Source organism: Bacillus sp. SCT118, from assembly GCF_058566435.1.
Map to the genome: position 1 here is coordinate 1,374,526 of NZ_CP191225.1, position 25,266 is coordinate 1,399,791.

The window sequence follows — 25,266 nt, forward strand, 5'->3', positions numbered from 1 at the left end:
GGTTTTATTTATCGTATAGATTTTTTTCGTTTTATCAATAATAACAATAAACTGATTCCAATAAAGACAAACGGCCAATACTCCTTCAGAAGCGCTGTTGGAATATGCGCAGACTCAAGCCATGCCATAATTTGTTTAAAAAAGTACAAAAACAGGGAAAAACAAATCATCGACACAGCTTCATATACATATTCTTTTTTTTGAACGGCTGAAACGAGAAGTGAGAAGCCGATCATAAAGAGGAGCATTTCAAAATCATCCGGCCACCATACCCATTTCGGCTTGGCAAAAAAGTGTAAACCGATCCCGAAGAGAAGTAAACCAATAAAAAAATGAGGTGTAACGGCTTCTTTTTTTCCTTGATATACAAAGGCTGCGCCTAACAGCATGAGGAGAACAGGCCATTGATCCTGCCCTGAAAACAGTTCGGCTTGGCCGCTTTCTAGCCATGCATATACAGAAGCGGCAAGCAGCAGACAAGGGAATAAAATTGATTTTTGTTTCATGCATATCACCTTCTTGTTTTTTAGAGCTGATGTGTAGTAAATTTCTGCTGTTTTTGGTATTGTCAATAGGAATGCTTCTTTTCCCTGAAGCTTTTTCTAATATAGCATAAGAATTTTAAAATCTGTTCACATTTTGTGAAAGAAACTATGTTATAATTATTATAAATAATGAGTTCTATGTTAGAATGATTATAAATTAAGATTCGGTGTTGGGGGTGTAATTAGAGCGATGCATATACTTGTTGTGGGAGTAGATTATAAATCCGCCCCTATTGAGATACGTGAAAAAGTAAGTTTTCAGCCGAATGAGCTGGCAGAAGCAATGGTGCAGCTGAAAGAAGAGAAAAGCATTCTTGAAAACATCATTGTCTCAACCTGCAACCGCACTGAAATTTATGCGGTAGTCGACCAGCTCCATACCGGCCGTTATTATATAAAAAAGTTTTTAGCTGATTGGTTTCAATTAAGCAAAGAAGAGCTGTCACCGTTCTTAACGTTTTATGAGAGCGATGCCGCTGTTGAGCATTTATTCCGTGTAGCCTGCGGACTTGACTCTATGGTGATTGGCGAAACGCAGATTCTCGGACAGGTACGCGACAGCTTTAAAACAGCTCAGCAAGAAAAAACGATCGGGACTATTTTTAATGAGCTGTTTAAGCAGGCGGTTACAGTGGGCAAACGGACTCACGCCGAAACAGACATTGGCTCAAATGCGGTGTCAGTAAGCTATGCTGCAGTTGAACTTGCTAAAAAAATCTTCGGGAATCTTTCAAGCAAGCACATATTGATTCTCGGTGCGGGAAAAATGGGCGAGCTTGCTGCGGAAAACCTGCACGGACAGGGAATCGGCAAGGTCACTGTCATTAACCGAACATACTTGAAAGCGAAGGAGCTTGCAGACCGTTTCTCAGGTGAAGCGAGAAGCTTGAATCAGCTTGAAAGCGCGCTTGCGGAGGCTGATATTTTAATCAGTTCAACCGGTGCAAGTGAATTTGTCGTGTCCAAAGAGATGATGGAAAACGCGAATAAGCTTCGCAAGGGACGTCCGCTGTTTATGGTCGACATTGCCGTGCCTAGAGATCTTGATCCGGCGCTGAATGATCTTGAAGGTGTTTTTCTTTATGATATCGACGATCTGGAAGGCATTGTAGAAGCGAACATGAAAGAACGGAGAGAAACAGCTGAAAAAGTTGAACTGTTAATTGAAGAAACCATTGTGGAATTTAAACAATGGATGAATACACTTGGTGTTGTGCCGGTTATTTCTGCATTGCGCGAAAAGGCGCTTGCCATCCAGTCAGAAACGATGGACAGCATTGAGCGTAAGCTGCCTCACTTAAGCACAAGAGAGAAAAAACTGTTGAACAAACACACCAAAAGTATTATTAACCAAATGCTTCGTGATCCGATTTTAAAGGTGAAAGAGCTTGCGGCAGATGCTGATTCTGAAGAAAAGCTTGCGTTGTTTATGCAGATTTTTGATATTGAAGAAGCTGCGGGCCGTCAAATGATGAAAACCGTTGAAAGCAGCCAGAAGGTCCACTCTTTTAAGAAGGCTGAATCAAAAGCGGGCTTTAGCCCACTTGTAAGTGAGTGAAAGCTGAATGATTGATACTGCAATGGCAAGACTTAATGAGGGGACAATCGTCATTTACGCGTTAAGTGTACTCTTTTATTTTATAGATTTTCTTCAACACAACCGGAAGGCTGGAAAAATGGCCTTCTGGTTGCTTTCTATTGTCTGGACTCTGCAAACCGTGTATTTGGCCTATTTTATGTGGGTGACGGGGCGGTTTCCGGTATTAAATGTGACGGAGGCGCTTTATTTTTATGCCTGGGTGCTTGTCACGCTGTCACTTGTACTGACAAAGCTTTTACGTGTTGACTTTATCGTGTTTTTTACAAATGTTATAGGATTTTCTATGATCGCCATTCACACATTTTCACCGACAGAGCAGCAGTCAGCTGCTTTTTCCGGGCAGCTTGTATCCGAGCTTTTGGTGATCCATATTACAATGGCGATTCTTTCATACGGCGCTTTTTCCCTTTCTTTCGTTTTTTCTGTGCTATATATGTTTCAATATCATCTGCTGAAAAAGAAAAAGTGGGGAAAATGGCTGTTGAGAATAGAAGATTTATCTAAGCTTGATTATATGGCGTATGTTTTAAATGTCATTGGGGTTCCGATGCTGCTGCTGAGTTTGATTCTCGGCGTCATTTGGGCATATGTCTCACTAGAAACGCTGTATTGGTTTGACGCCAAAGTGCTTGGTTCGTTTGTCGTCCTGCTGCTGTACAGCTATTATCTATATATCAGGCTGATTAAAGAGCTGCAAGGAAAGGTCGCTGCACTGTGGAATACGGCTTGTTTTCTGGTGCTGATGATCAATTATTTCCTGCTTGGAAGCCTGTCGCAATTCCATTGGTTCAGTTAAACGATGTCCCAAGCAGATTCGGGAGGAAAGAAATGATGAGAACGATTAAAGTAGGTTCCAGACGAAGCAAACTCGCTATGACTCAAACAAAATGGGTTATTCAAAAACTGAAGGAAATCAATCCTTTGTTTGCTTTTGAAATTAAAGAGATCGTGACAAAGGGCGACCGGATTGTCGATGTTACACTCTCAAAAGTGGGTGGAAAAGGGCTGTTTGTCAAAGAAATTGAACAGGCGCTTTTAAACGAAGAGATTGATATGGCAGTGCACAGCATGAAGGACATGCCTGCTGTTTTGCCTGAAGGCCTTGTGATCGGCTGTATTCCTGAACGGGAAGATCCTCGTGATGCCCTTATTTCAAAGAATCGCGTAAAGCTTTCAGAAATGAAGGAAGGTGCTGTCATTGGCACAAGCAGTTTAAGAAGAAGCGCGCAGCTTTTGATTGAGCGCCCTGACCTTACAATTAAATGGATTAGAGGTAATATAGATACAAGACTTCAAAAGCTGGAAACAGAGGATTATGACGCGATTATTTTAGCGGCTGCCGGCCTTTCTAGAATGGGTTGGAAGCAAGATGTCGTAACCGAATTCCTAGAGCCTGAGCGCTGTTTGCCTGCTGTGGGGCAGGGAGCACTGGCGATTGAGTGCCGAGAATCGGATGAAGAGCTGTTGGCGTTGTTTTCTCAGTTTACAGATGAATATACAAAACGGACTGTCTTAGCGGAACGTGCTTTTTTAAACGCGATGGAGGGCGGCTGCCAGGTTCCGATCGCGGGCTACTCCGTGTTAAATGGACAGGATGAAATTGAAATGACAGGTCTTGTCGCTTCACCTGACGGCAAAATCATTTTTAAAGAAACCGTCACCGGAAACGATCCGGAGGAAGTAGGAAAGCGCTGTGCCGCTCTTATGGCTGACAAAGGAGCAAAAGATTTAATTGATCGTGTAAAACGGGAGCTTGATGAGGATGGAAAATGATTTTCCGTTGAAAGGAAAAACAGTGCTTGTCACCCGGAATAAGGCACAGGCAACATCATTTCAGCAAAAAGTGGAGGCGCTTGGCGGTAAAGCGGTTTTAACCTCTTTGATTACGTTTCGCCGCGCTTTGCCGAATGATGTTGCGGAACAAGTAAGAGAGGATCTTGCCGCGCCAGGCTGGCTTGTTTTTACAAGTGTGAACGGGGCAGACTTCTTTTTTTCTTATCTGAAGGAAAATCAGCTTATTCTCCCTGCGCATAAAAAAATTGCAGCCGTCGGTGAAAAAACCGCCCGCCGTTTAAAAACGCATAACGTATCGGTTGATGTGATGCCACAGGAGTATATTGCTGAACAATTGGCTGACGCTCTTAAGCAGCATGCTGAACCGGGGGAGCCCATTACCGTGATGAAAGGGAATTTGTCACGTGATGTGATAAAACAAGAGCTTGTCCCGCTCGGTTTTGAAGTAAAGGAATGGGTTCTCTACGAAACGATTCCGGATGAAGAAGGCATTGAGGCACTGAAAGACGCTGCGGGTCAATATTCCTTTGACTATGTAACATTTACGAGTTCATCAACCGTACATACGTTTATGCATGTCTTGGGAGAAGAATTAAAAAAGTGGAAGGCGAATGGGACGGCCTGTATCAGCATTGGGCCTTTAACAAGTGATGCCCTTCTGACGTACGGCATCACATCGCATACGCCTGATACATTTACAATAGATGGCATGCTTGAGTTAATGTGCAGCATGTCAAGAGAGGAAGAGAGAATATGAGTCAATCATTTAATAGACACCGCCGCCTGCGGACATCAAAAGCAATGAGAGAAATGGTAAAGGAAACACGTTTGCATCCATCAGATTTTATTTATCCGATTTTTGTCGTTGAAGGTCTGGAAGGCAAAAAAGCTGTTCCGTCAATGCCTGATGTTTACCATGTATCATTAGATTTATTGAAGGATGAAGTAGCGGAGCTGGTCAAACTGGGCATTCAATCTGTTATCGTGTTCGGCATCCCGGAAGAAAAAGATGATTGCGGAACACAAGCGTACCATGATCACGGAATTGTCCAAAAAGCCATCACAGAAATTAAAGAACACTTCCCTGAAATGGTTGTTGTCGCTGACACGTGCCTGTGCGAATATACAGACCACGGCCATTGCGGACTTGTCAAAGACGGGGTCATCCTCAATGATGAATCGCTGGAGCTTTTGGCGCAGACAGCTGTCAGCCAAGCGAAAGCAGGTGCGGATATCATTGCGCCATCAAACATGATGGACGGATTTGTTACAGTGATCAGAGAAGCACTTGATAAAGAAGGATTCGTCAATATTCCCATCATGTCTTACGCTGTGAAATATTCTAGCGAGTTTTACGGTCCGTTCCGTGATGCAGCAAACAGCACACCGCAATTCGGAGACCGCAAAACATATCAGATGGACCCTGCCAACCGTATGGAGGCACTCCGCGAAGCACAATCAGATGTCGAGGAAGGCGCGGACTTTTTGATTGTCAAACCTTCGCTTTCTTATATGGATATCATGCGTGACGTAAAAAATGAGTTTACTTTGCCGCTCGTCGCTTATAATGTAAGCGGAGAGTATTCAATGGTGAAGGCTGCAGCGCAGAACGGCTGGATCAAAGAAAAAGAAATTGTGTTGGAAATTTTGACAAGCATGAAGCGCGCGGGTGCCGACCTGATTATTACGTATCATGCGAAAGACGCAGCGAAATGGCTTGCGGAGTAATTTTATTCAGTTGACAGGAGTTGAGGCAGATGAGAAGCTATGAAAAATCAAAAACGGCTTTTAAAGAAGCGCAAAAACTCATGCCGGGCGGTGTGAACAGTCCCGTTCGCGCATTTAAATCGGTAGACATGGACCCGATTTTTATGGAACGCGGAAAAGGCTCGAAAATCTTTGATATTGACGGGAATGAATATATTGACTACGTCTTGTCATGGGGGCCTTTAATTTTAGGACATACAAATGACCGTGTCGTAGAAAGTCTCAAAAAAGTGGCTGAATACGGGACAAGCTTCGGTGCTCCGACTGAAGTGGAAAATGAACTGGCTAAGCTCGTCATTGATCGTGTGCCATCTGTAGAAATTGTACGAATGGTAAGCTCCGGAACAGAGGCTACAATGAGTGCCCTCCGTTTGGCAAGGGGCTATACAGGGCGCAACAAGATTTTAAAATTTGAGGGCTGCTACCACGGGCACGGCGATTCTCTCTTGATTAAAGCTGGTTCAGGTGTTGCCACTCTCGGTCTGCCTGACAGCCCGGGGGTGCCTGAAGGCATTGCGAAAAACACCATCACCGTTCCGTACAATGATTTAGAAAGTGTAAAGCTTGCTTTCCAGCAATTCGGTGAAGACATTGCGGGAGTCATTGTAGAGCCAGTTGCCGGAAATATGGGTGTTGTTCCGCCGCAAGAAGGTTTCCTGCAGGGTCTGCGTGATATCACTGAGCAGTACGGCTCCCTGCTGATTTTTGATGAAGTGATGACAGGCTTCCGGGTCGATTATAACTGCGCTCAAGGCTACTTCGGCGTAACGCCTGATCTGACTTGTTTAGGAAAAGTAATTGGGGGCGGACTTCCTGTCGGGGCCTATGGCGGAAAGGCAGAAATCATGGAGCAGATCGCTCCAAGCGGTCCGATCTATCAAGCTGGTACATTGTCAGGCAACCCGCTTGCAATGACGGCTGGCTTAGAGACATTGAAACAGCTGACACCTGATTCCTACAAGAATTTCATCAAAAAAGGCGACAGACTGGAAGAAGGAATTTCAAAAGCCGCCGAGGCACATGGCATTCCGCATACCTTTAACCGTGCAGGTTCGATGATCGGTTTCTTCTTTACAAACGAACCAGTCATCAATTATGAAACAGCGAAATCATCTGATTTGAAGCTGTTCGCAAGCTATTATAAAGGGATGGCAAATGAAGGGGTATTCCTTCCGCCATCACAATTCGAAGGTCTTTTCCTCTCAACGGCCCATACTGATGAAGATATTGAAAACACAATCCAGGCAGCTGAGAAAGTATTTGCTGAGATCAGCCGCAGATAAGAGTGAAAACCGGTATCAAGGACTACTTGTGCCGGTTTTTTCGTGCTCTCCCACTCATATTTTCTCCAGTTCATACATACACCTTTAGTGACATCTAATTTTAAGGATTAGATGAAAGGAGGATATGAACTTGCCGCAAAATCATCGATTGCAATTTTCTGTAGAAGAATCGATCTGTTTCCAAAAAGGACAGGAAGTTTCTGAACTGCTTTCTATTTCATTAGATCCTGATATTAGGGTTCAGGAAGTAAATGATTATGTATCAATCATAGGATCGCTTGAACTTACAGGTGAGTACAACATAGATCAAAACAAACATACCGAAGAGATTTATACAGATAAGCGGTTTGTTGAACAAGTTAGAAAGAGAGAGGATGGAAGTGCGGAACTGACTCACTGTTTTCCTGTGGATATTACCATTCCGAAAAATAAAGTGAGCCATTTACAGGATGTCTTCGTCTTTATTGACGCATTTGACTATCAATTGACGGATTCGCGCATTTTAACAATTCAAGCTGATTTAGCGATCGAAGGGCTTCTGGACGATACGCAAGACAAAGAGCAGGAGATACCTTTATATGAAGCTCCTGCGGCATTCAGGGAGGAAGAGCTTTCAGAGCCGCCGGCACATAGTGTAGTAGAAGAACCGGGTGCATCATCGGCAGAGGAAGCAGTTCTTCAGCATGAACCGCCAGCCGAACCGCCAGAACTTTTTATCTCGAAAGCGGGGCTCCGTGAAGAACTGGAGACAGAAAAAGCAAAATCTGAGCCGCCTGAATCGGTTGCTTCAGAACCAGAGGCCAGAGAAGATGTGAAAGAGGAAGAAGAGTCAGAAGAGCTTGCTGTGCCGGAAACGGAAGTTCGTGCTGAATCGGAAACAGAAGAATCTGAGCCAGAACCTGATCCTTCAGAAATAGAGATTCAAGAGATCGTTAAAGCAAAAAAAGAAACGGCAGAGCCGGCAGCTGCAATAGCGGATGTTCGTGAAGAAGCAGACGCTCCAGCGGAGACTGAGCTTCGTGAACACGCTGGAGCAGAAGAATCGCCTGCTTTGGAAGCTGAGCTTCATTCAGAGACTGTGATTGCTGAGGAAAAAACGGAAACAACAGTGTCTCCCAATCATGAATATGCGCTGCGCCAAGAGGCTCAAAATGAAGAAGCAGCTCAATCGGATCAGGCTGATCCTGCGCTTTGCCAAGAAGAGGCGGAACCGGATGAAGCTTTGGAGAGTGTATCAGAGGCCGCTCTCTCCGTAGAAGATAGCAGAGAAACAGCTTCAGCTGTATATGTGGAGAATGACAAAGCCGATTTACATTTCCATTTCAACCAAAAAACAAGCTCGGAGGAGGCATCTCAAGAAGAATTGCCTGAACCGGCATACCGTACCTTCCTGCCTGAACAAGAAGAGGAGGATTCTTTTTATTCAGCGCCTAAGCTGCTGGAGGAGGAAGAACAAGAGGAAGAGAGCTTCGAAATTGAAGTGAGAAAAACACCATCAGCTGAAGAGCCTAAGGAAGAAACACCTTTTCAATCCTTCCAGCTGCCTGAATCTTCTGAGACTGAAAGGAAGGAAACGGATGCTGTTCCTAGGGTTGCTCCTGCTGCTGAAACGAAGGAACCTCAAACAAAGGAAAGTGATAATTCTCTTTATTTAACCAAACTCTTTACAAAAGAAGCGGATGAGTTTTCAAGAATGAAAATTTGTATTGTGCAGCAGGAAGATACGATCGAGCGTTTATGCGAACGGTATGAAATTACATCCCAGCAGCTGATCAGGATGAATTCTTTAGCCTTGGATGATGAATTAAAAGCAGGACAGATTCTCTATATTCCTCAATATAAAAATAGCCATGCGTAAACCGTAAGTGATCGGAAAATGTGGTGAATGAAATGGAAGATACCCAATCGGTTCTTCAGGAATACGGACTGACTGCTCAATTTATTGAGCCTGTCAGTCCTCTTGTTTGGAAAGTGTATACAGACTACGGCATATTTGCCCTGAAAAAATTGAAAGAGGGTCGCGGCAAGCATTTTACAGATCATATGGTGGCGATTGAGGAAAAAGGCTTTCGTTCATTCGTTCCCGTTTACAGAACAAATAGCGGTGAGTTTTTCTCAGCAGGCATACAATACGGAGATACCTACTATTTAATGCCTTGGCTCCAATTTGACCAAGAGGAAGAGCGGGATCAGAAGCATGCTTATTTATTTAGAGAAACAGCCCGTCTTCACGAGAGAACCGCGCAGGAACTAAAGGTTAGACGTGATGAGATTGAACGTTATTACGGGCAAACGAAAAAAAAGTGGGAACAAGATAAAATTTTCTATGAGCAGTTTGTGGATAGAGCGGAGAAGGAGTGGTACCTTTCTCCTTTTGAACTCCAGGCCATAACCTATTTTTCAGAAACCATTTCCGCGGTGAATTTTGCGCTGGAACGGTTGGAGGACTGGTATGAGTCTGCAAAGGAAAAGGACGTTTCAAGGGTTGTAATGAACCACGGCAGCCTGTCTATACACCATTTTCTGTATAATGATGCCGGGACCGGATATTTTACAAACTTCGAAAGAGCATCTGTCGGTCCGCCGCAAAACGACCTGCTCGGCTTTTATACAAAAATGTTCAGAGGCTTTCCGAAAGCTTGTCCGGAATGCGTCGAATGGTTTTATGGATATACGAAATCATTCCCTTTGCGTGAAGCGGAAGTCAGCCTTTTTCTCAGCTATATGGCATATCCGGCAGCCATGTACAAGGTGCTGAACGGTTATCAAACTGGGAAAAGACAGCATGAAAAAGAGGAATGTACACAATTATTAAAGGCTTATTGGCAAATGAAAAATATAGAGCCGTTTGTGATGAAAATCCATCAGATTGAACAAGAGAAAAAATTTCAGGCTGAAAACGAGTCCACGTCTTAATGGCGCGGACTTGTTTGTTTATATCCATTCTAAATGAAGGGCGCAAGCTAAAAAGATTAGGATTGCGAGCAGCAAAACATCAAAGGTTGTCGGAAAGAAAATGGTTCTGATTCCTTGAAAAATCGTAATGGGAATAATCACTTGTGCGGATACAAGCCGAATTTGCCTTACCCATGGCGGCAGCGAATAAGAGCTGAAACGTTTCTTCACGGTGCATCCTCCTCTACGCATTTACAAGTATCATATGTAAACTTGGGCAATAGGTGCCTGCCCATCTGTATAGAAAGCGGTGTTTTTGGAAAAGATGATTGACGAATCAAAAACACTTTTACTATAATAAAGAACATAAATAATGTATACAATGAGCTGATAAATACACCTGCTTAGAACGGGAAGAGTACAAAAAAGGCGCATGCAGAGAGAGAAGCCGTTTGCTGAAAGGCTTCTTATGTTGTCTGATTGGAAGGTCGCCCGGGAGCATAATTTCTTGAAAGAAGAGTAGAGAAATTCGGGAAACACCCGTTATCCGTTATAAGTGCATGAACTGATAGAGTTCATGAAAAAAGGTGGTACCGCGAAAGAGCTTTTCGTCCTTTTACAGGGATGAAGAGCTCTTTTTTCGTTCTCAGCCATTTTTAAACATGCTGGAGGGTTATGATGGAAACGAATGAACAAACAATGCCGACGAAATATGATCCGGCAGCGGTTGAAAAAGACCGATATGATTTTTGGCTAAAAGGCAAATTTTTTGAAGCGGGCAGTGACCAGACAAAAGAGCCATACTCTGTTGTCATCCCGCCGCCAAACGTAACAGGAAGACTTCACCTTGGCCACGCATGGGACACAACGCTGCAAGACATTGTAACAAGAATGAAACGCATGCAGGGCTATGATGTGCTGTGGCTTCCAGGCATGGACCACGCCGGCATCGCGACACAGGCTAAAGTGGAGGCGAAACTTCGTGAAGAAGGCAAATCTCGCTACGATTTAGGCCGTGAAAAATTCCTCGAAGAAACGTGGAAGTGGAAGGAAGAATATGCTGACTTTATTCGCAGCCAGTGGGCGAAATTAGGTCTTGGCCTAGATTATTCCCGTGAACGTTTTACGCTGGATGAAGGCTTGAGCAAAGCGGTAAGGGAAGTATTCGTTAAGCTTTATGAAAAAGGCCTGATCTACAGAGGCGAATATATTATTAACTGGGACCCAGCGACAAAAACAGCCCTATCCGACATTGAGGTGATTTACAAGGATGTTAAAGGCGCGTTCTATCATATGAGCTATCCGCTTGCTGACGGTTCAGGCTCAATTGAAATTGCGACGACACGTCCTGAAACAATGCTCGGTGATACAGCTGTTGCCGTTCACCCTGAAGACGAGCGCTATAAACACCTTATCGGAAAAACGGTGATCCTGCCGATTGTAAATCGTGAAATTCCGATTGTCGGTGATGACTATGTTGATATGGAATTTGGTTCAGGTGCCGTGAAAATTACGCCTGCTCATGATCCGAACGACTTCGAGCTTGGCAACCGCCACAATTTAGAACGCATTCTTGTCATGAATGAAGATGGCACGATGAATGAAAATGCGCTGCAATATCAAGGTATGGATCGTTTTGAATGCCGCAAAAAGCTCGTAAAAGATTTACAGGAGGCGGGAGTTCTCTTCAAGATCGAGGATCATATGCACTCTGTCGGCCATAGTGAACGAAGCGGGGCTGTTGTGGAGCCTTATCTTTCTACACAATGGTTTGTGCGCATGCAGCCGCTTGCTGATGCAGCGATTGAGTTGCAAAAGAAAGAAGAAAAGGTCAACTTTGTGCCTGACCGTTTCGAAAAAACGTATTTACACTGGATGGAAAACATTCGCGACTGGTGTATCTCCCGTCAATTGTGGTGGGGCCATCGTATTCCTGCCTGGTATCATAAAGAAACAGGCGAGCTATATGTCGGGCTTGAAGCGCCGGAAGACAGCGAAATTTGGGAACAGGATACAGACGTACTGGATACATGGTTCAGTTCTGCGCTATGGCCTTTCTCCACAATGGGCTGGCCTGATGTAACGGCTGAAGACTTTAAACGCTACTATCCGACAGATGTTCTCGTGACAGGGTACGATATCATTTTCTTCTGGGTATCACGCATGATTTTCCAAGGCATTGAATTTACAGGCGAGCGCCCGTTCAAAGATGTTTTAATCCACGGCTTAATCCGTGACGAGCAAGGCCGGAAAATGAGTAAATCTCTTGGCAACGGTGTCGACCCGATGGATGTGATTGACAAGTACGGAGCCGATTCTCTGCGTTATTTCCTTGCGACTGGAAGCTCTCCTGGCCAGGATCTGCGCTTCAGCTATGAAAAAGTGGAATCGACCTGGAATTTTGCCAATAAAATTTGGAATGCCTCCCGTTTTGCATTAATGAATATGGATGGCATGACGTACGATGAGCTTGATCTGTCAGGCGAAAAGTCAGTCGCTGACAAGTGGATTTTAACGCGATTAAATGAAACGATCGAGCACGTGACCCAGCTTGCTGACCGATATGAATTTGGTGAAGTAGGACGCCATTTATATAACTTTATCTGGGATGATTTCTGTGATTGGTATATTGAAATGGCGAAGCTTCCGCTTTATGGAGAAGACGAAGCGGCTAAGAAAACTACCCGTTCCATCCTTGCTTACGTACTTGATCAAACGATGCGTCTGCTCCATCCGTTTATGCCATTCTTAACGGAGGAAATTTGGCAGCACCTTCCTCACCAAGGGGAATCGATTACAGTAAGTCAATGGCCTGTAGTAGTGCCGGAGCATACCGATACTGAAGCGGCAGCTGACATGAAGCTTCTTGTTGAGCTGATCCGTTCTGTGCGTAATATCCGCAGTGAAGTCAATACGCCAATGAGCAAGCAGGTTGAACTATATATTAAAACAAGCACAGACGAAATAGCGGCCCGCCTCGAAGCGAACCGTTCATATGTTGAACGTTTTACGAATCCGAGCGTGCTTAAAATCGGCACCGATATTGAGGCTGTTGATAAGGCGATGACGGCCGTTGTCTCAGGAGCAGAGGTTATTCTTCCGCTTGAAGGCTTAATCAATATTGATGAAGAAATTGCCCGTCTGCAAAAAGAATTTGATAAACTGACAAAAGAAGTTGAGCGTGTCCAAAAGAAACTTGGAAATGAAGGATTTATGAAAAAAGCGCCTGCACACGTAATTGATGAAGAACGTGAAAAAGAAAAAGATTATGTGGCGAAGCGTGACGCTGTTCAAAAACGAATGGCTGAGCTGAAGGGTTAATGAAAAGCCGGGGCGGTTTCTAGAGAAACCGCCTTGTCTTATAAAAGAGGGGATTATCATTGTTTACTGCATATCAAGATGCGCGCAGCTGGATTCACGGGAGGCTGAAATTCGGGGTGAAGCCCGGACTTGGCCGAATGAAACAGCTGATGGCGCGGTTAGGACATCCTGAAAAAAAAATCCGGGCGTTCCACGTCGCAGGAACAAACGGTAAAGGATCAACTGTCGCTTTTATCCGTTCTATGCTGCAGGAAGCCGGATATACGGTTGGAACATTTACATCACCTTATATTATTACGTTTAATGAACGGATCAGCGTAAACGGGATACCGATTTCAGATGAGGAATGGACAGCACTTGTCAATCAAATGAAACCGCACGTTGAAGCCCTTGATCAAACGGAATACGGACAGCCGACAGAATTTGAAATTATGACAGCTTGTGCATTTTTATATTTCGCAGAGTTTCATAAGGTCGATTTTGTTATTTTTGAAACAGGTCTGGGCGGTAGATTCGATTCTACTAATGTGGTTGAACCGCTCTTAACTGTGATTACAAGCATCGGACACGATCATATGAACATTTTGGGAAACACCATTGAAGAAATTGCAGGAGAAAAGGCCGGTATTATTAAAGAAGGTATTCCAATCGTTACAGCAGTTACCCAGCCGGAAGCTTTACAGGTCATCCGCCATGAAGCTCAACGGCATGCTGCGCCGTTCCAGTCATTGCATGATGCATGTGTTATTTTCAATGAAGAGGCTCTGCCTGCAGGAGAACAGTTTTCATTCAAAACGGAAGAGAAATGCTATGAAGATATTCGGACATCTCTGATTGGCACCCATCAAAGACAAAATGCTGCTTTGTCCATTTTGGCAGCGGAGTGGCTCAATAAGGAGAATATTGCCCATATCAGTGACGAAGCGTTAAGGAGAGGGCTTGTGAATGCTGCTTGGCCGGGACGGTTAGAGCTTGTTCAGGAGCATCCTCCGGTATATTTAGACGGTGCGCATAACGAAGAAGGTGTCGAAAAGCTGGCGGAAACGATGAAGCAGCGTTTCGCCAATTCACGCATTTCTGTGGTGTTTAGCGCGTTAAAGGACAAACCGTATCAGAACATGATTAAAAGACTGGAAATCATTGCTCATGCGATTCATTTTGCTTCTTTTGATTTCCCGCGTGCTTCTCTTGCAAAAGATCTCTATGATGCAAGTGAAATCAGCAATAAAAGCTGGAGTGAAGATCCAGACGATGTGATCAAATTCATAGAAAGTAAAAAGGGCTCAAATGAAATTGTGCTGATTACCGGATCTCTTTACTTTATTTCTGACATTCGCAAAAGGTTGAAATAAAAGCATCCGGCTCCGGCAGAATCAAAAAAAGATTCTGCCGTTTTTTTTATGTGTAAAATTGAATATCCCCAATTGGAGCTCAGGATGCTCATTTTGCTACAATCCATACCAGAACTCAATGAGTAAAGGTGTGTTGTCTATGCTATCCATTCTTTTTATCTTCGGGCTTATCCTTGGTTCTTTTTACTATACGGCCGGGTGCCGTATCCCCTTACATCTATCTATTATTGCGCCCCGTTCATCATGCCCGTTTTGCCGGCGGACATTAACTCCTGCAGAATTAATTCCCATCCTGTCATTCCTAATTCAAAAAGGTAAATGTAAAAGCTGCGGGCATATGATTTCTTTTATGTATCCCGCAGCAGAGCTTGTGACAGCGTGTTTATTTGCCGCCGCAGGAATACGCTTTGGCACGTCGCTGGAACTGTTTCCCGCTCTGGTGTTTATCTCTCTTCTCATTATTGTTGCAGTGACAGATCTTCATTTTATGCTGATTCCAAATCGAATATTGATTTTCTTTCTTCCCTTTTTGGCGGCCGCGAGATTGATTTCTCCGCTTGATTCCTGGTATGCAGGCCTGTTAGGTGCGGCAGCCGGATTTCTATTTCTGGCTGTAATTGCCGCAATCACCCATGGAGGAGTAGGGGGAGGAGATATTAAATTATTTGCGGTGATTGGCTTTGTGCTTGGTGTGAAGATGCTGGCAGCTGCCTTTTTCTTTTCTGTTTTGATAGGTGCATTATATGGAGCGGCAGCTGTTCTGACTGGTAGACTCGCTAAAAGGCAGCCGCTTCCCTTCGCCCCCGCTATAGCCGCAGGGAGCATTTTAGCCTATTTATACGGTGACTCTATCATTTCTTTTTATATCAAAATGGCATTGGGCTGACTGCTGAAAAATTTGACGAACGTTTTTTGGACAAGGCGACAAAAGTCTTGTTCTTTTTTTCTTTGCCTGTGCTAAAGTGTGTAGCATGAAAAGCCGACAAGAACGGTCAAGCAAATGAAGGGAGGAAGCGGAATTGAAAAAAAGAAAGAATAAAAAAAACAGTAAAGCCGCAGAAAAAGCCCTCAAGGTGACGATTAATGGAAAAGAAGAGACGGTTTACGAACAAGAGACACCAGATACAGAGGCAGATAAAAGCATGACATTCTCAAATTGGGAGGAAAAAAGACAGGCAGAACAAGAGGTTGCGGCATCCCAGGAACATCCTGATGAAGATGAATTTAATTGGGATTCCGAGGAGGACAAGGTGTTTAAAGAGGACCCCAAAGTTGTTCCTCCTTATCAAAAGAAAAAAACAAAGTCTTATGCAAAAGGAAAGACCGGGACTGCCAAACCAGTAAAAAGAGTGGCTGCGACGATTGCCTTCGCGGCTGTCATTGGCACTGGATTAGGGCTATTCGCGTTAAGCATATCGGGGAATAAAGAAGCGTCAGCACCGGCCTCTTTAGAGGATTCTCTGGGCAGCCAAACGGCAAAAGCCGGAGATACTTCTGCTGATAAACAAACCTCAGGCGCAGAAAAACAAGCAGCACAAACTGAAGGTACATACAAAACATACGCTGTGCAAGCCGGGAAATTTTCAAATGAAAAGGGTGCCGAAACGTTAACAGAACAATTGACCGAAAAGGGTTATTCCGCCGTGTCACTGTCAAAGGATGACGGGTATACGTATGTCATCGCGGGCTTAGCCAGTGATAAGAATGTCTCACAGCAGTTAGGACAGGTTTTAATCGACAGTGATTTTGAAGCCTGGGGAGGCAAGGAGCTTTCCTTATCAATAGAGTCAGATATGACAGATACTTTTAAGGAAACAGCGGAGCTTGCAGCAAAGGCGATTCTCGGTGAAGACATTACAAAAGCGAGTGTAGAGAAAATAGAAAAGTCGCTTGGTGAAACAAAAGCGTCAGAAACAGGAGAGAAAAAAGCGATTTTGCAGGCTTTAAAGGAATTAGAGGATCCAAGTGCTGAAGCCGGGTGGAAGGCTCAGCAGGAGCTGTTAGCCGTCGTAAAATAAGAGATAGTGCCCTGAGCCTTCGTCCTTTAGTGACAGGCTTTTTTTATTTTGTCATGAAAAAGTTATTTTTCTGAAATTGTGACAAGCCTCGTGATTTGGTAGGATAAACGAGTATCTTTTTTTCTTAAGCAAACCCTGAAAGGATGACGAACATGACAAAACCGCTAATACTTGCATCACAATCTCCGCGCAGGAAAGAACTCCTCGATCTTCTCCAGCTGCCCTACTCCATTATTGTCAGTGAAGTAGAAGAAAAATTAAATCGAAACTTTTCACCAGAAGAAAACGTCCAATGGTTGGCAAAACAAAAAGCTAAGGCTGTAGCTGATCTCCACCCGCATGCAATCGTTATCGGTGCTGATACAATGGTATGCCTTGACGGCGAATGTCTTGGCAAACCGCAGGATCAAGAAGAAGCTGCTTCTATGCTGCGGAGGCTTTCAGGCCGAAGTCACTCAGTAATAACCGCGGTCAGCATTCAAGCTGAAAATCACAGCGAGACTTTTTATGATAAGACAGAAGTTGCGTTTTGGTCCCTCAGTGAAGAAGAGATTTGGACGTATATTGAAACAAAAGAGCCGATGGATAAAGCAGGTGCATACGGCATCCAAGGAAGAGGCGCGCTTTTTGTAAAGAAAATAGACGGAGATTATTATTCAGTCATGGGCCTTCCTATATCAAAAACAATGAGAGCTCTTCGCCATTTTGATATAAGGGCATGACGGTTCTATAAACGGGAAGGGAAAGAAAAGGAGTGCTTGGTCATACACGATCTGCCATTAAAACTCAAAGATTTCCCAATCAAAGAAAAGCCAAGAGAACGGCTTCTGAAAGTCGGAGCCGAGAACTTAGCGAACCATGAACTTTTGGCTATATTATTGCGGACAGGGACTAAACACGAATCTGTTTTGGACCTGTCAAACCGGCTGCTGCGCTCATTTGATGGGCTGCGTCTGCTCAAGGAAGCATCGGTTGAAGAGCTGTCAAGCATCCCGGGAATCGGTATGGTAAAAGCGATTCAAATACTGGCTGCAGTTGAGCTTGGAAGCCGGATTCATAAATTAGCCAACGAAGAACATTTCGTTATTCGCTCCCCGGAAGACGGCGCTAATCTTGTCATGGAGGATATGCGCTTTTTAACCCAGGAGCATTTTGTCTGTTTATACTTAAATACAAAAAATCAAGTCATCCATAAACGCACCATATTTATCGGAAGCCTGAATTCATCTATTGTCCACCCGCGAGAGGTGTTTAAAGAAGCGTTTAAACGATCTGCCGCTTCCTTTATTTGTGTTCATAATCATCCTTCTGGAGATCCGACACCGAGCAGGGAAGATATTGAAGTGACAAGACGGCTGTTTGAATGCGGAAACCTGATTGGCATCGAGCTGCTTGACCATTTGGTGATCGGGGATAAAAAATTTGTGAGTTTAAAGGAAAAAGGATATTTGTAACACTTTTTTTTTCGTCGAATTAAGCTATAATAGAGTTTATGAGTTTTTCCCTTTAGGGTATTTTTGCTTTAAGAAAGGAAGATACATACATATGTTTGGAATTGGTGCTAGAGACCTTGGTATAGATCTTGGAACTGCGAATACGCTTGTTTTTGTAAAAGGAAAAGGAATTGTTGTGAGAGAGCCGTCAGTTGTCGCTTTGCAGACGGATACGAAATCGATTGTCGCTGTCGGAAATGATGCGAAAAATATGATTGGACGGACACCGGGCAACGTGGTGGCTCTTCGCCCGATGAAAGACGGCGTTATCGCTGATTATGAAACAACGGCGACGATGATGAAATATTACATCAATCAGGCCATAAAAAATAAAGGCATGTTTGCCAGAAAACCATATGTAATGGTATGTGTCCCATCAGGCATTACAGCTGTTGAAGAACGCGCTGTTATCGATGCGACAAGACAGGCTGGAGCGCGTGACGCGTATCCGATTGAAGAGCCTTTTGCCGCAGCAATCGGAGCCAATCTGCCAGTTTGGGAACCAACTGGAAGCATGGTTGTTGATATCGGGGGCGGTACGACAGAAGTTGCGATTATTTCCCTCGGAGGCATTGTAACGTCTCAGTCAATCCGTGTAGCCGGTGATGAGATGGATGACGCGATTATCAACTACATCAGAAAAACGTACAACCTGATGATCGGTGACCGTACGGCTGAAGCGATTAAAATGGAAATCGGATCTGCAGAAGCTCCTGAAGAATCCGACAACATGGAAATCCGCGGACGCGATTTGCTCACAGGTCTGCCGAAAACAATTGAAATTACAGGAAAAGAGATTTCTAATGCTCTACGCGACACTGTATCTACAATTGTCGAAGCAGTGAAGAGCACACTCGAAAAAACACCGCCTGAGCTTGCAGCAGATATCATGGACAGAGGTATAGTGTTAACCGGCGGCGGAGCGCTTTTGCGCAATTTGGACAAAGTCATCAGCGAAGAAACGAAAATGCCGGTCCTTATCGCCGAAGATCCGCTTGATTGTGTAGCGATCGGAACAGGGAAAGCACTGGAGCACATCCATCTTTTCAAAGGGAAAACTAGATAATCGGGAGTTCAATAGAAGAGGTGTAACACGATGCCGAATAAGCGGTTAATGCTATTACTTCTGTGTATTATCATATTGGTGGCTATGATTGGATTTTCGCTGAAGGGCGGCCGCAATACCACCTGGCCTGAGAAAGTGATCGGCGATACGACGGGAGTATTTCAAAATATTTTTCATACGCCTGCCGAATTTTTTGCAGGAATATTTGAGAACATCAATGATTTAAAAAACACATACAAAGAAAACGAGCGTCTAAGAGAAAAGCTTGACGGACAGACACAATATGAAGCCAAGCTTCAAGAGCTTGAAGAAGAAAACAAATCCTTGCGAGACGAGCTTGGCCATGTCAAATCGATTAAAGATTACAAGCCGATTTTAGCAACGGTCATCGCCAGAAGCCCTGATAATTGGGCGAAACAGGTCACCATTAACAAGGGGACTCAGCAAAACGTAGCGAAAGATATGGCCGTTACAAACGAAAAAGGCGCATTAATCGGCAAGATCAAAAGTTCCGGACTTAATAATTTTACGTCTACTGTTCAGCTTTTAAGCGATACTGACCGCAATAACAGAGTCGCGACGAAAATTTCCGGAAAAAAAGGAAGCAAAGGCTACGGCTTGATCGAAGGATATGACAAAGAGAAAAAACGTCTTAAGATGACAATTATTGAGCGTAAGGATAAACAAGACGTGAAAAAAGGCGATCTTATTGAAACATCAGGGACAGGCGGTGTTTTCCCAGAAGGGCTGACAATCGGTGAAGTGACTGATATCGAGTCAGATTCCTATGGACTAACGAAGGTTGCTTATGTAAAACCTGCTGCTGACCTTACCGATTTAAATAATGTGATCGTTGTTAACCGTGACGTGCCGACTGTCGATACAGAGGAGGAAGGATCGTGAAACGTTTCCTTCTCCCTTTCGTTATGATGCTTGTTTTTTCTGCGGAAAGCATTTTTACAGATTTGGTGCATTTTCCTTTCGTTACAGATGACCAAGTGCTCGCCCCGCGTTTTTTGATGCTTGTATTGATATTCATGTCGGCTTTTATCAACCAAAAACACGCGATGATTTACGGATTTATTTTTGGTTTTCTATATGACATGAACTATACAAGTCTATTAGGCGTTTACATGTTTGGTTTTGCAGGGTTATGCTATTTGGCTTCAAAAGCGTTTAAAGTGTTGCATACAAACGCATTTGTAGTGATATTGATAGCAGTTCTGGCTGTCTGTCTGCTCGAATTTTACGTATTCGGCATTCAGTCTTTGATTCATAAAGACATTATGACGTTTAACGGATTTGTGCTTGACCGGTTTATACCGACAATTTTATTAAATATTGCAGCAGCTCTTATTCTTGTTCTGCCATTTAGATTGTTTTTTATGAGTCTAAAGAAAGAATTGAGAGATGAGTAAAAAGGATTTTATCTTTTTTTGACGAAATGAGTATGTTGTTGAGGTGAATATTGTGAAGACCAAAAAGCAGCAATATGTAACAATAAAAGGAACAAAGAATGGACTAACATTGCATCTGGATGATGCGTGTTCTTTTGATGAGCTTCTCGATGGTCTTCAGAATATGCTGTCAATTGAACAATATACCGATGGAAAAGGCCAGAAAATCAGCGTTCATGTTAAGCTGGGAAATCGCTTTTTATATAAGGAGCAAGAGGAACAGCTGACCGAATTGATTGCGTCAAAGAAAGATTTGTTTGTTCATTCTATTGACAGTGAAGTCATTACTAAAAAAGAAGCACAGCAGATAAGAGAGGAAGCCGAAATTATTTCTGTTTCAAAAATTGTCCGTTCAGGCCAAGTGCTGCAGGTAAAAGGCGACTTGCTCCTGATCGGTGACGTGAATCCCGGCGGAACAGTCAGGGCCGGAGGGAACATTTTTGTTCTGGGCTCACTGAAAGGAATCGCGCATGCCGGATTTAATGGAAATAATCAAGCGGTCATCGCCGCCTCTGAAATGCTTCCGACACAATTAAGAATCAATCATGTGTTAAATCGCTCCCCAGACCACATTCAAAAAGGGAACGAAATGGAATGTGCTTATTTAGATACAGACGGAAATATGGTCATTGAACGCCTTCAACATTTGGCTCATTTAAGACCTGATCTAACAAGGCTTGAGGGAGGAATGTGAATTGGGTGAGGCTATCGTAATAACTTCGGGAAAAGGCGGAGTAGGTAAGACAACAACATCTGCGAACCTCGGTACCGCCTTAGCCATTTTAGGGAAGCGCGTATGCTTAGTAGATACTGATATAGGACTGCGCAACCTTGATGTTGTAATGGGTCTTGAAAATAGAATTATTTACGATCTGGTAGACGTTGTAGAGGGCAGATGCAAAATGCATCAGGCGCTCGTAAAAGACAAACGTTTCGATGATCTGCTCTATTTAATGCCCGCTGCTCAAACGAGCGATAAGACAGCTGTTGCTCCTGAACAAATTAAAAACATGGTCCAAGAGCTTAAACAGGAATTTGACTATGTCATCATAGACTGTCCTGCCGGAATCGAGCAAGGGTACAAAAATGCCGTTTCCGGAGCTGATAAAGCGATTGTGGTCACTACGCCTGAAATCTCAGCTGTTCGTGATGCTGACCGTATTATAGGACTGCTGGAGCAAGAGGAAAATATTGAACCGCCGCGGCTCGTTGTTAACAGAATCAGAAATCACCTGATGAAAAACGGTGATACGATGGATATCGACGAAATCGTACAGCATTTGTCGATCGATTTGCTAGGAATCGTGGCTGATGATGATGAAGTCATCAAAGCTTCCAACCATGGTGAACCGATTGCGATGGACCCGAAAAACCGCGCTTCTATTGCCTATCGCAATATTGCCCGCCGCATCTTAGGTGAATCTGTTCCTTTACAGGTGCTTGAAGAGCAAAACAAAGGAATGATGGCTAAGATTAAGTCATTTTTCGGAGTAAGATCTTAATGTGATAGAATCAAAGAGAAGAATCTGACAAAGCAAATGCTATGTCAGGTTTTTTTGTTTTTGCCTGCTTTGTTCTTGACTAAACCGAATATTTGCCATGGACAAGACATATGATGTACAAACCCAACGAATGCAAAGGATGATGGCAATGAGTCACAGAGCAGATGAAATCAGAAAACGATTAGAGAAAAGAAGAAAGCAGCTTTCCGGCTCAAAACGTTTCTCTACTCAGACAGTTTCTGAAAAGCAGAAACCCCCGTCCTGGGTGATGGTAACGGATCAGGAAAAGCATGGAACACTTCCGGTCTACGAAGATAACATGCCAACATTCAACGGAAAACACCCATTGGTGAAAACAGATTCAATTATCCTGAAATGTCTTCTGTCGGCCTGCCTTGTTCTCGTTTCAGCTATAGCCTATAAAACAAACATTGGACCCGTCAGTCAGATTAAACCCGCCGTAGCCAAAACCTTTGAAACTGAATTTCAATTTGCCTCAGCAAGCCATTGGTTCGAAACCAAATTCGGAAATCCGCTTGCTTTCCTGGCTCCTGAACACAAAAATAAGGAACAGCAGATTGAAGTAGGCAAAGATCTGATCGCGCCTGCATCCGGGAAAGTACAGCAGGATTTTCAGGACAATGGGGAAGGAATTAAAGTCGAAACAAGCAGCGATAAGATTGATAGTGTAAAAGAAGGCTATGTGGTTGAAGTCAGCAAAGACAGCCAGACGGGACTGACGGTTAAGGTGCAGCATGCTGACAACACCTATAGTATTTATGGCGAGCTCAAAGATGTGGATGTTGCTTTATATGATTTTGTTGATAAAGGCAAAAAGCTCGGTTCGATTAAGCTTGATGATCATAATAAAGGGGTCTATTATTTTGCCATGAAAGACGGCGATAAATTTATTGATCCGATTCAGGTGATTTCATTTGAATAAATGGCTCGACCTTATCTTAAAGATCCATGTGCATCCTTTTCTTTGGATTATCGCGGCATTGGGCTTGCTCACAGGCCATATGAAAGCATTATTATGTCTGCTCCTGATTGTATTGATTCATGAGCTGGGGCATGCTGCTCTGGCCGTGTTTTTTTCTTGGAGAATCAAGCGTGTTTTTTTGCTGCCGTTTGGGGGAACGGTCGAAGTGGAAGAGCACGGGAATCGGCCGTTAAAGGAAGAGTTTGCGGTTATTATTGCCGGCCCTCTTCAGCACATCTGGCTTCAGTTTGCCGCCTGGATGCTTGCAGAAGTCTCAGTGATTCATCAGCATACCTTTGAACTCTTCACCTTTTATAATCTTTCTATCTTATTTGTCAATTTACTGCCGATCTGGCCGCTGGATGGAGGAAAACTGTTATTTTTGTTGTTTTCCAAACAGCTGCCTTTTCAAAAGGCTCACCGGCTTAATCTAAAAACGTCGCTCTGCTTCTGCCTGTTGCTCGGGTGCTGGGTTTTATTCGTGATTCCTCTGCAAATCAGCGCATGGGTTTTGTTTGTCTTTCTGGCTGTTTCCTTGTTTGAGGAATATCGGCAAAGGCACTATACCCATGTGAGATTTCTCCTCGAAAGGTATTACGGAAAAAACAGGGAGCTTGAGAAACTTCTGCCGCTGACAGTAAGGGCGGAGGATAAAGTCTATCATGTGATGGCCGAGTTCAAACGTGGCTGTAAGCATCCGATTATTATAGAAAAATCAGGCCAAAAGCTCAGCCAGCTTGACGAGAATGAAGTGCTGCACGCTTACTTTGCCGATAAGCGGACGAATTCTTCCATGGAGGAACTGCTGCTGCCCTACTAAAACTGATTGACAAACGCCTTGTATTTTGGTATATTTTTTAATGTTATGGATGTAGCACCATTGCTACAACCGCTCAGTACAGGTGTTAAGAGCTTTTACAGCCCCCTGGTATCTGGCGAGTCTTAGTCTAATAGGAGGTGCAGAGAATGTACGCAATCATTAAAACAGGCGGTAAACAAATCAAAGTTGAAGAAGGCCAAACTGTTTACATCGAAAAACTTGCTGCTGAAGCAGGTGAAACAGTTACTTTTGAAGACGTTTTGTTTGTTGGCGGAGACAACGTGAAAGTCGGCAACCCTACAGTTGAAGGCGCAACAGTAACGGCTAAAGTTGAAAAACAAGGCCGCGCGAAAAAAATCACTGTTTTCAGATACAAACCAAAGAAAAACGTTCATAAAAAACAAGGTCATCGTCAGCCTTACACTAAAGTGACGATCGAAAAAATCAACGCGTAAGCATGATTCAGGCAACAATCAGAAGGTCTCATGATAAAGGCATATTGTCTTTTGAAATGACGGGCCATGCGAATTTTGCTGAACATGGACAAGATCTTGTTTGTGCCGGAGTGACAGCCGTTGTGTTTGGAGCCGTTAACGCGGTCATTGTGCTCGCGGGCTTCGAGCCGCTTCTTGATATAGGGGAGGACGGGGGTTATTTTTATTTTGAATTCCCTGAATCTCTTGATCCAGAGGCACGCCAAAAAGCTCAGCTGCTGATTGAAGGCATGATTGTTTCGCTGGAGACAATCGAACGGGATTACAAAGACAACTTGCGTGTGACCACAAACATAATATAGGAGGTGAGCTACATGCTTAGATTAGATCTTCAGTTTTTCGCTTCTAAAAAAGGAGTAGGTTCTACAAAGAACGGACGTGACTCTGAGGCTAAACGTTTAGGTGCTAAACGTGCTGACGGTCAATTCGTAACAGGCGGTTCTATCCTTTACCGTCAACGCGGAACAAAAATTTACCCAGGTGAAAACGTGGGCCGCGGCGGAGATGACACTCTATTTGCGAAAATCGACGGAACTGTTAAATTCGAACGTTTCGGCCGTGACCGCAAAAAAGTGAGCGTATATCCTGTAGCTCAATAATGATTCAAAAAACTCCGGTCGATGATGACTGGAGTTTTTTTTGCAATATGCGGAGTAAACACCTAGAATGAAATGCAGAGTATGTGCGAGCAGACCCCGCCAAGAATGAGAATAAACATCTCAAACCCACTGGATATGTTCCCCAAGCAGTAATACATAAAATGTTCTGCCTGGCTGCAAATCAACCAAAGCCAGAAAAAAGGAACATGATATTTCTGGGAAAAACAATTGTTTTTCTAACAAAGCCTTCTCTGTTATAATTCATAATACACACTTAT

27 protein-coding genes and 2 other annotated features are annotated in these 25,266 nt (G+C 43.7%); of the genes, 24 read left to right on the forward strand and 3 right to left on the reverse strand.

Features of this window, described 5'->3' with window-relative positions; translation table 11 throughout:
* Window positions 1–8: 8 nt before the first annotated feature.
* Window positions 9–506, reverse strand: coding sequence for a hypothetical protein (locus ACQVGT_RS06915; protein ID WP_014477563.1), 498 nt, complete (start codon window positions 504–506; stop codon window positions 9–11).
* Window positions 507–735: 229 nt separating this feature from the next.
* On the opposite strand from ACQVGT_RS06915, the gene hemA reads away from it, so the two are divergent.
* The 8 genes from hemA to cotN all read left to right on the forward strand — a co-directional run bounded on the left by hemA (window position 736) and on the right by cotN (window position 9,905).
* The gene (gene hemA / locus ACQVGT_RS06920; protein WP_004399038.1) at window positions 736–2,103 is read left to right on the forward strand and encodes a glutamyl-tRNA reductase; all 1,368 of its coding nucleotides are present in this window, start codon (window positions 736–738) and stop codon (window positions 2,101–2,103) included.
* A 7-nt stretch (window positions 2,104–2,110) separates the two neighbouring features.
* Window positions 2,111–2,941 (forward strand): cytochrome c biogenesis protein, encoded by an 831-nt coding sequence (locus ACQVGT_RS06925; RefSeq protein WP_003222575.1) that lies wholly within the window; start codon window positions 2,111–2,113, stop codon window positions 2,939–2,941.
* Between the two features lie 32 nt (window positions 2,942–2,973).
* Window positions 2,974–3,918 carry a hydroxymethylbilane synthase gene (hemC, locus tag ACQVGT_RS06930; RefSeq protein ID WP_080030685.1) on the forward strand — a complete coding sequence of 315 codons (945 nt, stop codon included), beginning with the start codon at window positions 2,974–2,976 and terminating at the stop codon, window positions 3,916–3,918.
* A complete protein-coding gene (gene hemD, locus ACQVGT_RS06935) occupies window positions 3,908–4,696 on the forward strand; it encodes a uroporphyrinogen-III synthase (protein WP_015483526.1) in 789 nt (262 codons plus the stop codon). The genes hemC and hemD overlap by 11 nt, the downstream gene beginning before the upstream one ends.
* Window positions 4,693–5,667 (forward strand): porphobilinogen synthase, encoded by a 975-nt coding sequence (gene hemB / locus ACQVGT_RS06940; protein ID WP_015483525.1) that lies wholly within the window; start codon window positions 4,693–4,695, stop codon window positions 5,665–5,667. The genes hemD and hemB overlap by 4 nt, the downstream gene beginning before the upstream one ends.
* A gap of 29 nt (window positions 5,668–5,696) precedes the next feature.
* The gene (hemL, locus tag ACQVGT_RS06945; RefSeq protein WP_015384279.1) at window positions 5,697–6,989 is read left to right on the forward strand and encodes a glutamate-1-semialdehyde 2,1-aminomutase; all 1,293 of its coding nucleotides are present in this window, start codon (window positions 5,697–5,699) and stop codon (window positions 6,987–6,989) included.
* Between the two features lie 130 nt (window positions 6,990–7,119).
* Window positions 7,120–8,847 carry a spore coat morphogenetic protein SpoVID gene (gene spoVID / locus ACQVGT_RS06950; protein ID WP_015483524.1) on the forward strand — a complete coding sequence of 576 codons (1,728 nt, stop codon included), beginning with the start codon at window positions 7,120–7,122 and terminating at the stop codon, window positions 8,845–8,847.
* A gap of 32 nt (window positions 8,848–8,879) precedes the next feature.
* On the forward strand, window positions 8,880–9,905 hold the full coding sequence (gene cotN, locus ACQVGT_RS06955) for a spore coat protein CotN (protein WP_014480462.1): 1,026 nt from the start codon (window positions 8,880–8,882) through the stop codon (window positions 9,903–9,905).
* A gap of 18 nt (window positions 9,906–9,923) precedes the next feature.
* Here the strand turns inward: cotN and ACQVGT_RS06960 are convergent, their stop codons facing one another.
* Window positions 9,924–10,115: a YszA family small membrane protein gene (locus ACQVGT_RS06960; RefSeq protein ID WP_003222590.1), complete on the reverse strand. Its 192-nt coding sequence runs from the start codon at window positions 10,113–10,115 to the stop codon at window positions 9,924–9,926.
* 165 nt (window positions 10,116–10,280) lie between these two features.
* Window positions 10,281–10,503, forward strand: a binding site (T-box leader).
* A gap of 59 nt (window positions 10,504–10,562) precedes the next feature.
* Here ACQVGT_RS06960 and valS point away from each other — a divergent pair.
* From valS to rpmA, 16 genes are all read left to right on the forward strand, one after another.
* Window positions 10,563–13,205: a valine--tRNA ligase gene (gene valS, locus ACQVGT_RS06965; RefSeq protein ID WP_015483523.1), complete on the forward strand. Its 2,643-nt coding sequence runs from the start codon at window positions 10,563–10,565 to the stop codon at window positions 13,203–13,205.
* Between the two features lie 59 nt (window positions 13,206–13,264).
* Window positions 13,265–14,557 carry a bifunctional folylpolyglutamate synthase/dihydrofolate synthase gene (locus ACQVGT_RS06970; protein WP_015384275.1) on the forward strand — a complete coding sequence of 431 codons (1,293 nt, stop codon included), beginning with the start codon at window positions 13,265–13,267 and terminating at the stop codon, window positions 14,555–14,557.
* 139 nt (window positions 14,558–14,696) lie between these two features.
* Complete coding sequence (locus tag ACQVGT_RS06975; protein ID WP_015384274.1) at window positions 14,697–15,443, forward strand: prepilin peptidase; 747 nt, start codon at window positions 14,697–14,699, stop codon at window positions 15,441–15,443.
* A gap of 133 nt (window positions 15,444–15,576) precedes the next feature.
* On the forward strand, window positions 15,577–16,575 hold the full coding sequence (gene spoIIB / locus ACQVGT_RS06980) for a stage II sporulation protein SpoIIB (protein ID WP_015384273.1): 999 nt from the start codon (window positions 15,577–15,579) through the stop codon (window positions 16,573–16,575).
* 152 nt (window positions 16,576–16,727) lie between these two features.
* Window positions 16,728–17,297 (forward strand): Maf family nucleotide pyrophosphatase, encoded by a 570-nt coding sequence (locus ACQVGT_RS06985; protein ID WP_004398496.1) that lies wholly within the window; start codon window positions 16,728–16,730, stop codon window positions 17,295–17,297.
* Window positions 17,298–17,333: 36 nt separating this feature from the next.
* Window positions 17,334–18,029, forward strand: a complete 696-nt coding sequence (gene radC / locus ACQVGT_RS06990) for a RadC family protein (protein WP_015384272.1) — start codon at window positions 17,334–17,336, stop codon at window positions 18,027–18,029.
* A 91-nt stretch (window positions 18,030–18,120) separates the two neighbouring features.
* Entirely contained in the window at window positions 18,121–19,134 is a 1,014-nt protein-coding gene (gene mreB, locus ACQVGT_RS06995; protein WP_003229650.1) for a cell shape-determining protein MreB, read from the forward strand.
* 30 nt (window positions 19,135–19,164) lie between these two features.
* Complete coding sequence (gene mreC / locus ACQVGT_RS07000) at window positions 19,165–20,037, forward strand: rod shape-determining protein MreC (protein ID WP_003222609.1); 873 nt, start codon at window positions 19,165–19,167, stop codon at window positions 20,035–20,037.
* Window positions 20,034–20,552, forward strand: coding sequence for a rod shape-determining protein MreD (mreD, locus tag ACQVGT_RS07005; RefSeq protein WP_004398811.1), 519 nt, complete (start codon window positions 20,034–20,036; stop codon window positions 20,550–20,552). The genes mreC and mreD overlap by 4 nt, the downstream gene beginning before the upstream one ends.
* 52 nt (window positions 20,553–20,604) lie before the next feature.
* Window positions 20,605–21,285, forward strand: a complete 681-nt coding sequence (gene minC, locus ACQVGT_RS07010) for a septum site-determining protein MinC (protein WP_004398901.1) — start codon at window positions 20,605–20,607, stop codon at window positions 21,283–21,285.
* Between the two features lies 1 nt (window position 21,286).
* The gene (gene minD, locus ACQVGT_RS07015) at window positions 21,287–22,093 is read left to right on the forward strand and encodes a septum site-determining protein MinD (protein ID WP_004398624.1); all 807 of its coding nucleotides are present in this window, start codon (window positions 21,287–21,289) and stop codon (window positions 22,091–22,093) included.
* A 148-nt stretch (window positions 22,094–22,241) separates the two neighbouring features.
* Entirely contained in the window at window positions 22,242–23,036 is a 795-nt protein-coding gene (gene spoIVFA / locus ACQVGT_RS07020) for a stage IV sporulation protein SpoIVFA (RefSeq protein ID WP_004398684.1), read from the forward strand.
* Window positions 23,029–23,895, forward strand: coding sequence for a stage IV sporulation intramembrane metalloprotease SpoIVFB (spoIVFB, locus tag ACQVGT_RS07025; RefSeq protein WP_015483522.1), 867 nt, complete (start codon window positions 23,029–23,031; stop codon window positions 23,893–23,895). The genes spoIVFA and spoIVFB overlap by 8 nt, the downstream gene beginning before the upstream one ends.
* A 57-nt stretch (window positions 23,896–23,952) precedes the next feature.
* Window positions 23,953–24,028 (forward strand) — a sequence feature (ribosomal protein L21 leader region).
* A gap of 13 nt (window positions 24,029–24,041) precedes the next feature.
* On the forward strand, window positions 24,042–24,350 hold the full coding sequence (gene rplU, locus ACQVGT_RS07030; RefSeq protein WP_003229668.1) for a 50S ribosomal protein L21: 309 nt from the start codon (window positions 24,042–24,044) through the stop codon (window positions 24,348–24,350).
* A gap of 2 nt (window positions 24,351–24,352) precedes the next feature.
* Window positions 24,353–24,691, forward strand: a complete 339-nt coding sequence (locus tag ACQVGT_RS07035) for a ribosomal-processing cysteine protease Prp (protein WP_003229669.1) — start codon at window positions 24,353–24,355, stop codon at window positions 24,689–24,691.
* Between the two features lie 12 nt (window positions 24,692–24,703).
* Complete coding sequence (gene rpmA / locus ACQVGT_RS07040; protein WP_003222623.1) at window positions 24,704–24,988, forward strand: 50S ribosomal protein L27; 285 nt, start codon at window positions 24,704–24,706, stop codon at window positions 24,986–24,988.
* A 120-nt stretch (window positions 24,989–25,108) separates the two neighbouring features.
* On the opposite strand, the gene ACQVGT_RS07045 is transcribed toward rpmA, so the two are convergent.
* Window positions 25,109–25,231, reverse strand: coding sequence for a hypothetical protein (locus ACQVGT_RS07045; RefSeq protein ID WP_003229671.1), 123 nt, complete (start codon window positions 25,229–25,231; stop codon window positions 25,109–25,111).
* Between the last annotated feature and the right edge of the window lie 35 nt (window positions 25,232–25,266).

Excerpts from the sequence above, each read along its gene's own strand:
- hemD (WP_015483526.1), top strand. The coding sequence starts at position 3,908 with ATGGAAAATGATTTTCCGTTGAAAGGAAAAACAGTGCTTGTCACCCGG.
- hemA (WP_004399038.1), top strand. The coding sequence starts at position 736 with ATGCATATACTTGTTGTGGGAGTAGATTATAAATCCGCCCCTATTGAG.
- hemL (WP_015384279.1), top strand. The coding sequence starts at position 5,697 with ATGAGAAGCTATGAAAAATCAAAAACGGCTTTTAAAGAAGCGCAAAAA.
- rplU (WP_003229668.1), top strand. The coding sequence starts at position 24,042 with ATGTACGCAATCATTAAAACAGGCGGTAAACAAATCAAAGTTGAAGAA.
- spoIVFA (WP_004398684.1), top strand. The coding sequence starts at position 22,242 with ATGAGTCACAGAGCAGATGAAATCAGAAAACGATTAGAGAAAAGAAGA.
- valS (WP_015483523.1), top strand. The coding sequence starts at position 10,563 with ATGGAAACGAATGAACAAACAATGCCGACGAAATATGATCCGGCAGCG.
- ACQVGT_RS07035 (WP_003229669.1), top strand. The coding sequence starts at position 24,353 with ATGATTCAGGCAACAATCAGAAGGTCTCATGATAAAGGCATATTGTCT.
- ACQVGT_RS06925 (WP_003222575.1), top strand. The coding sequence starts at position 2,111 with ATGATTGATACTGCAATGGCAAGACTTAATGAGGGGACAATCGTCATT.
- cotN (WP_014480462.1), top strand. The coding sequence starts at position 8,880 with ATGGAAGATACCCAATCGGTTCTTCAGGAATACGGACTGACTGCTCAA.
- rpmA (WP_003222623.1), top strand. The coding sequence starts at position 24,704 with ATGCTTAGATTAGATCTTCAGTTTTTCGCTTCTAAAAAAGGAGTAGGT.
- hemB (WP_015483525.1), top strand. The coding sequence starts at position 4,693 with ATGAGTCAATCATTTAATAGACACCGCCGCCTGCGGACATCAAAAGCA.
- ACQVGT_RS06985 (WP_004398496.1), top strand. The coding sequence starts at position 16,728 with ATGACAAAACCGCTAATACTTGCATCACAATCTCCGCGCAGGAAAGAA.
- mreC (WP_003222609.1), top strand. The coding sequence starts at position 19,165 with ATGCCGAATAAGCGGTTAATGCTATTACTTCTGTGTATTATCATATTG.
- mreB (WP_003229650.1), top strand. The coding sequence starts at position 18,121 with ATGTTTGGAATTGGTGCTAGAGACCTTGGTATAGATCTTGGAACTGCG.
- ACQVGT_RS06915 (WP_014477563.1), bottom strand. The coding sequence starts at position 506 with ATGAAACAAAAATCAATTTTATTCCCTTGTCTGCTGCTTGCCGCTTCT.
- hemC (WP_080030685.1), top strand. The coding sequence starts at position 2,974 with ATGATGAGAACGATTAAAGTAGGTTCCAGACGAAGCAAACTCGCTATG.
- ACQVGT_RS06975 (WP_015384274.1), top strand. The coding sequence starts at position 14,697 with ATGCTATCCATTCTTTTTATCTTCGGGCTTATCCTTGGTTCTTTTTAC.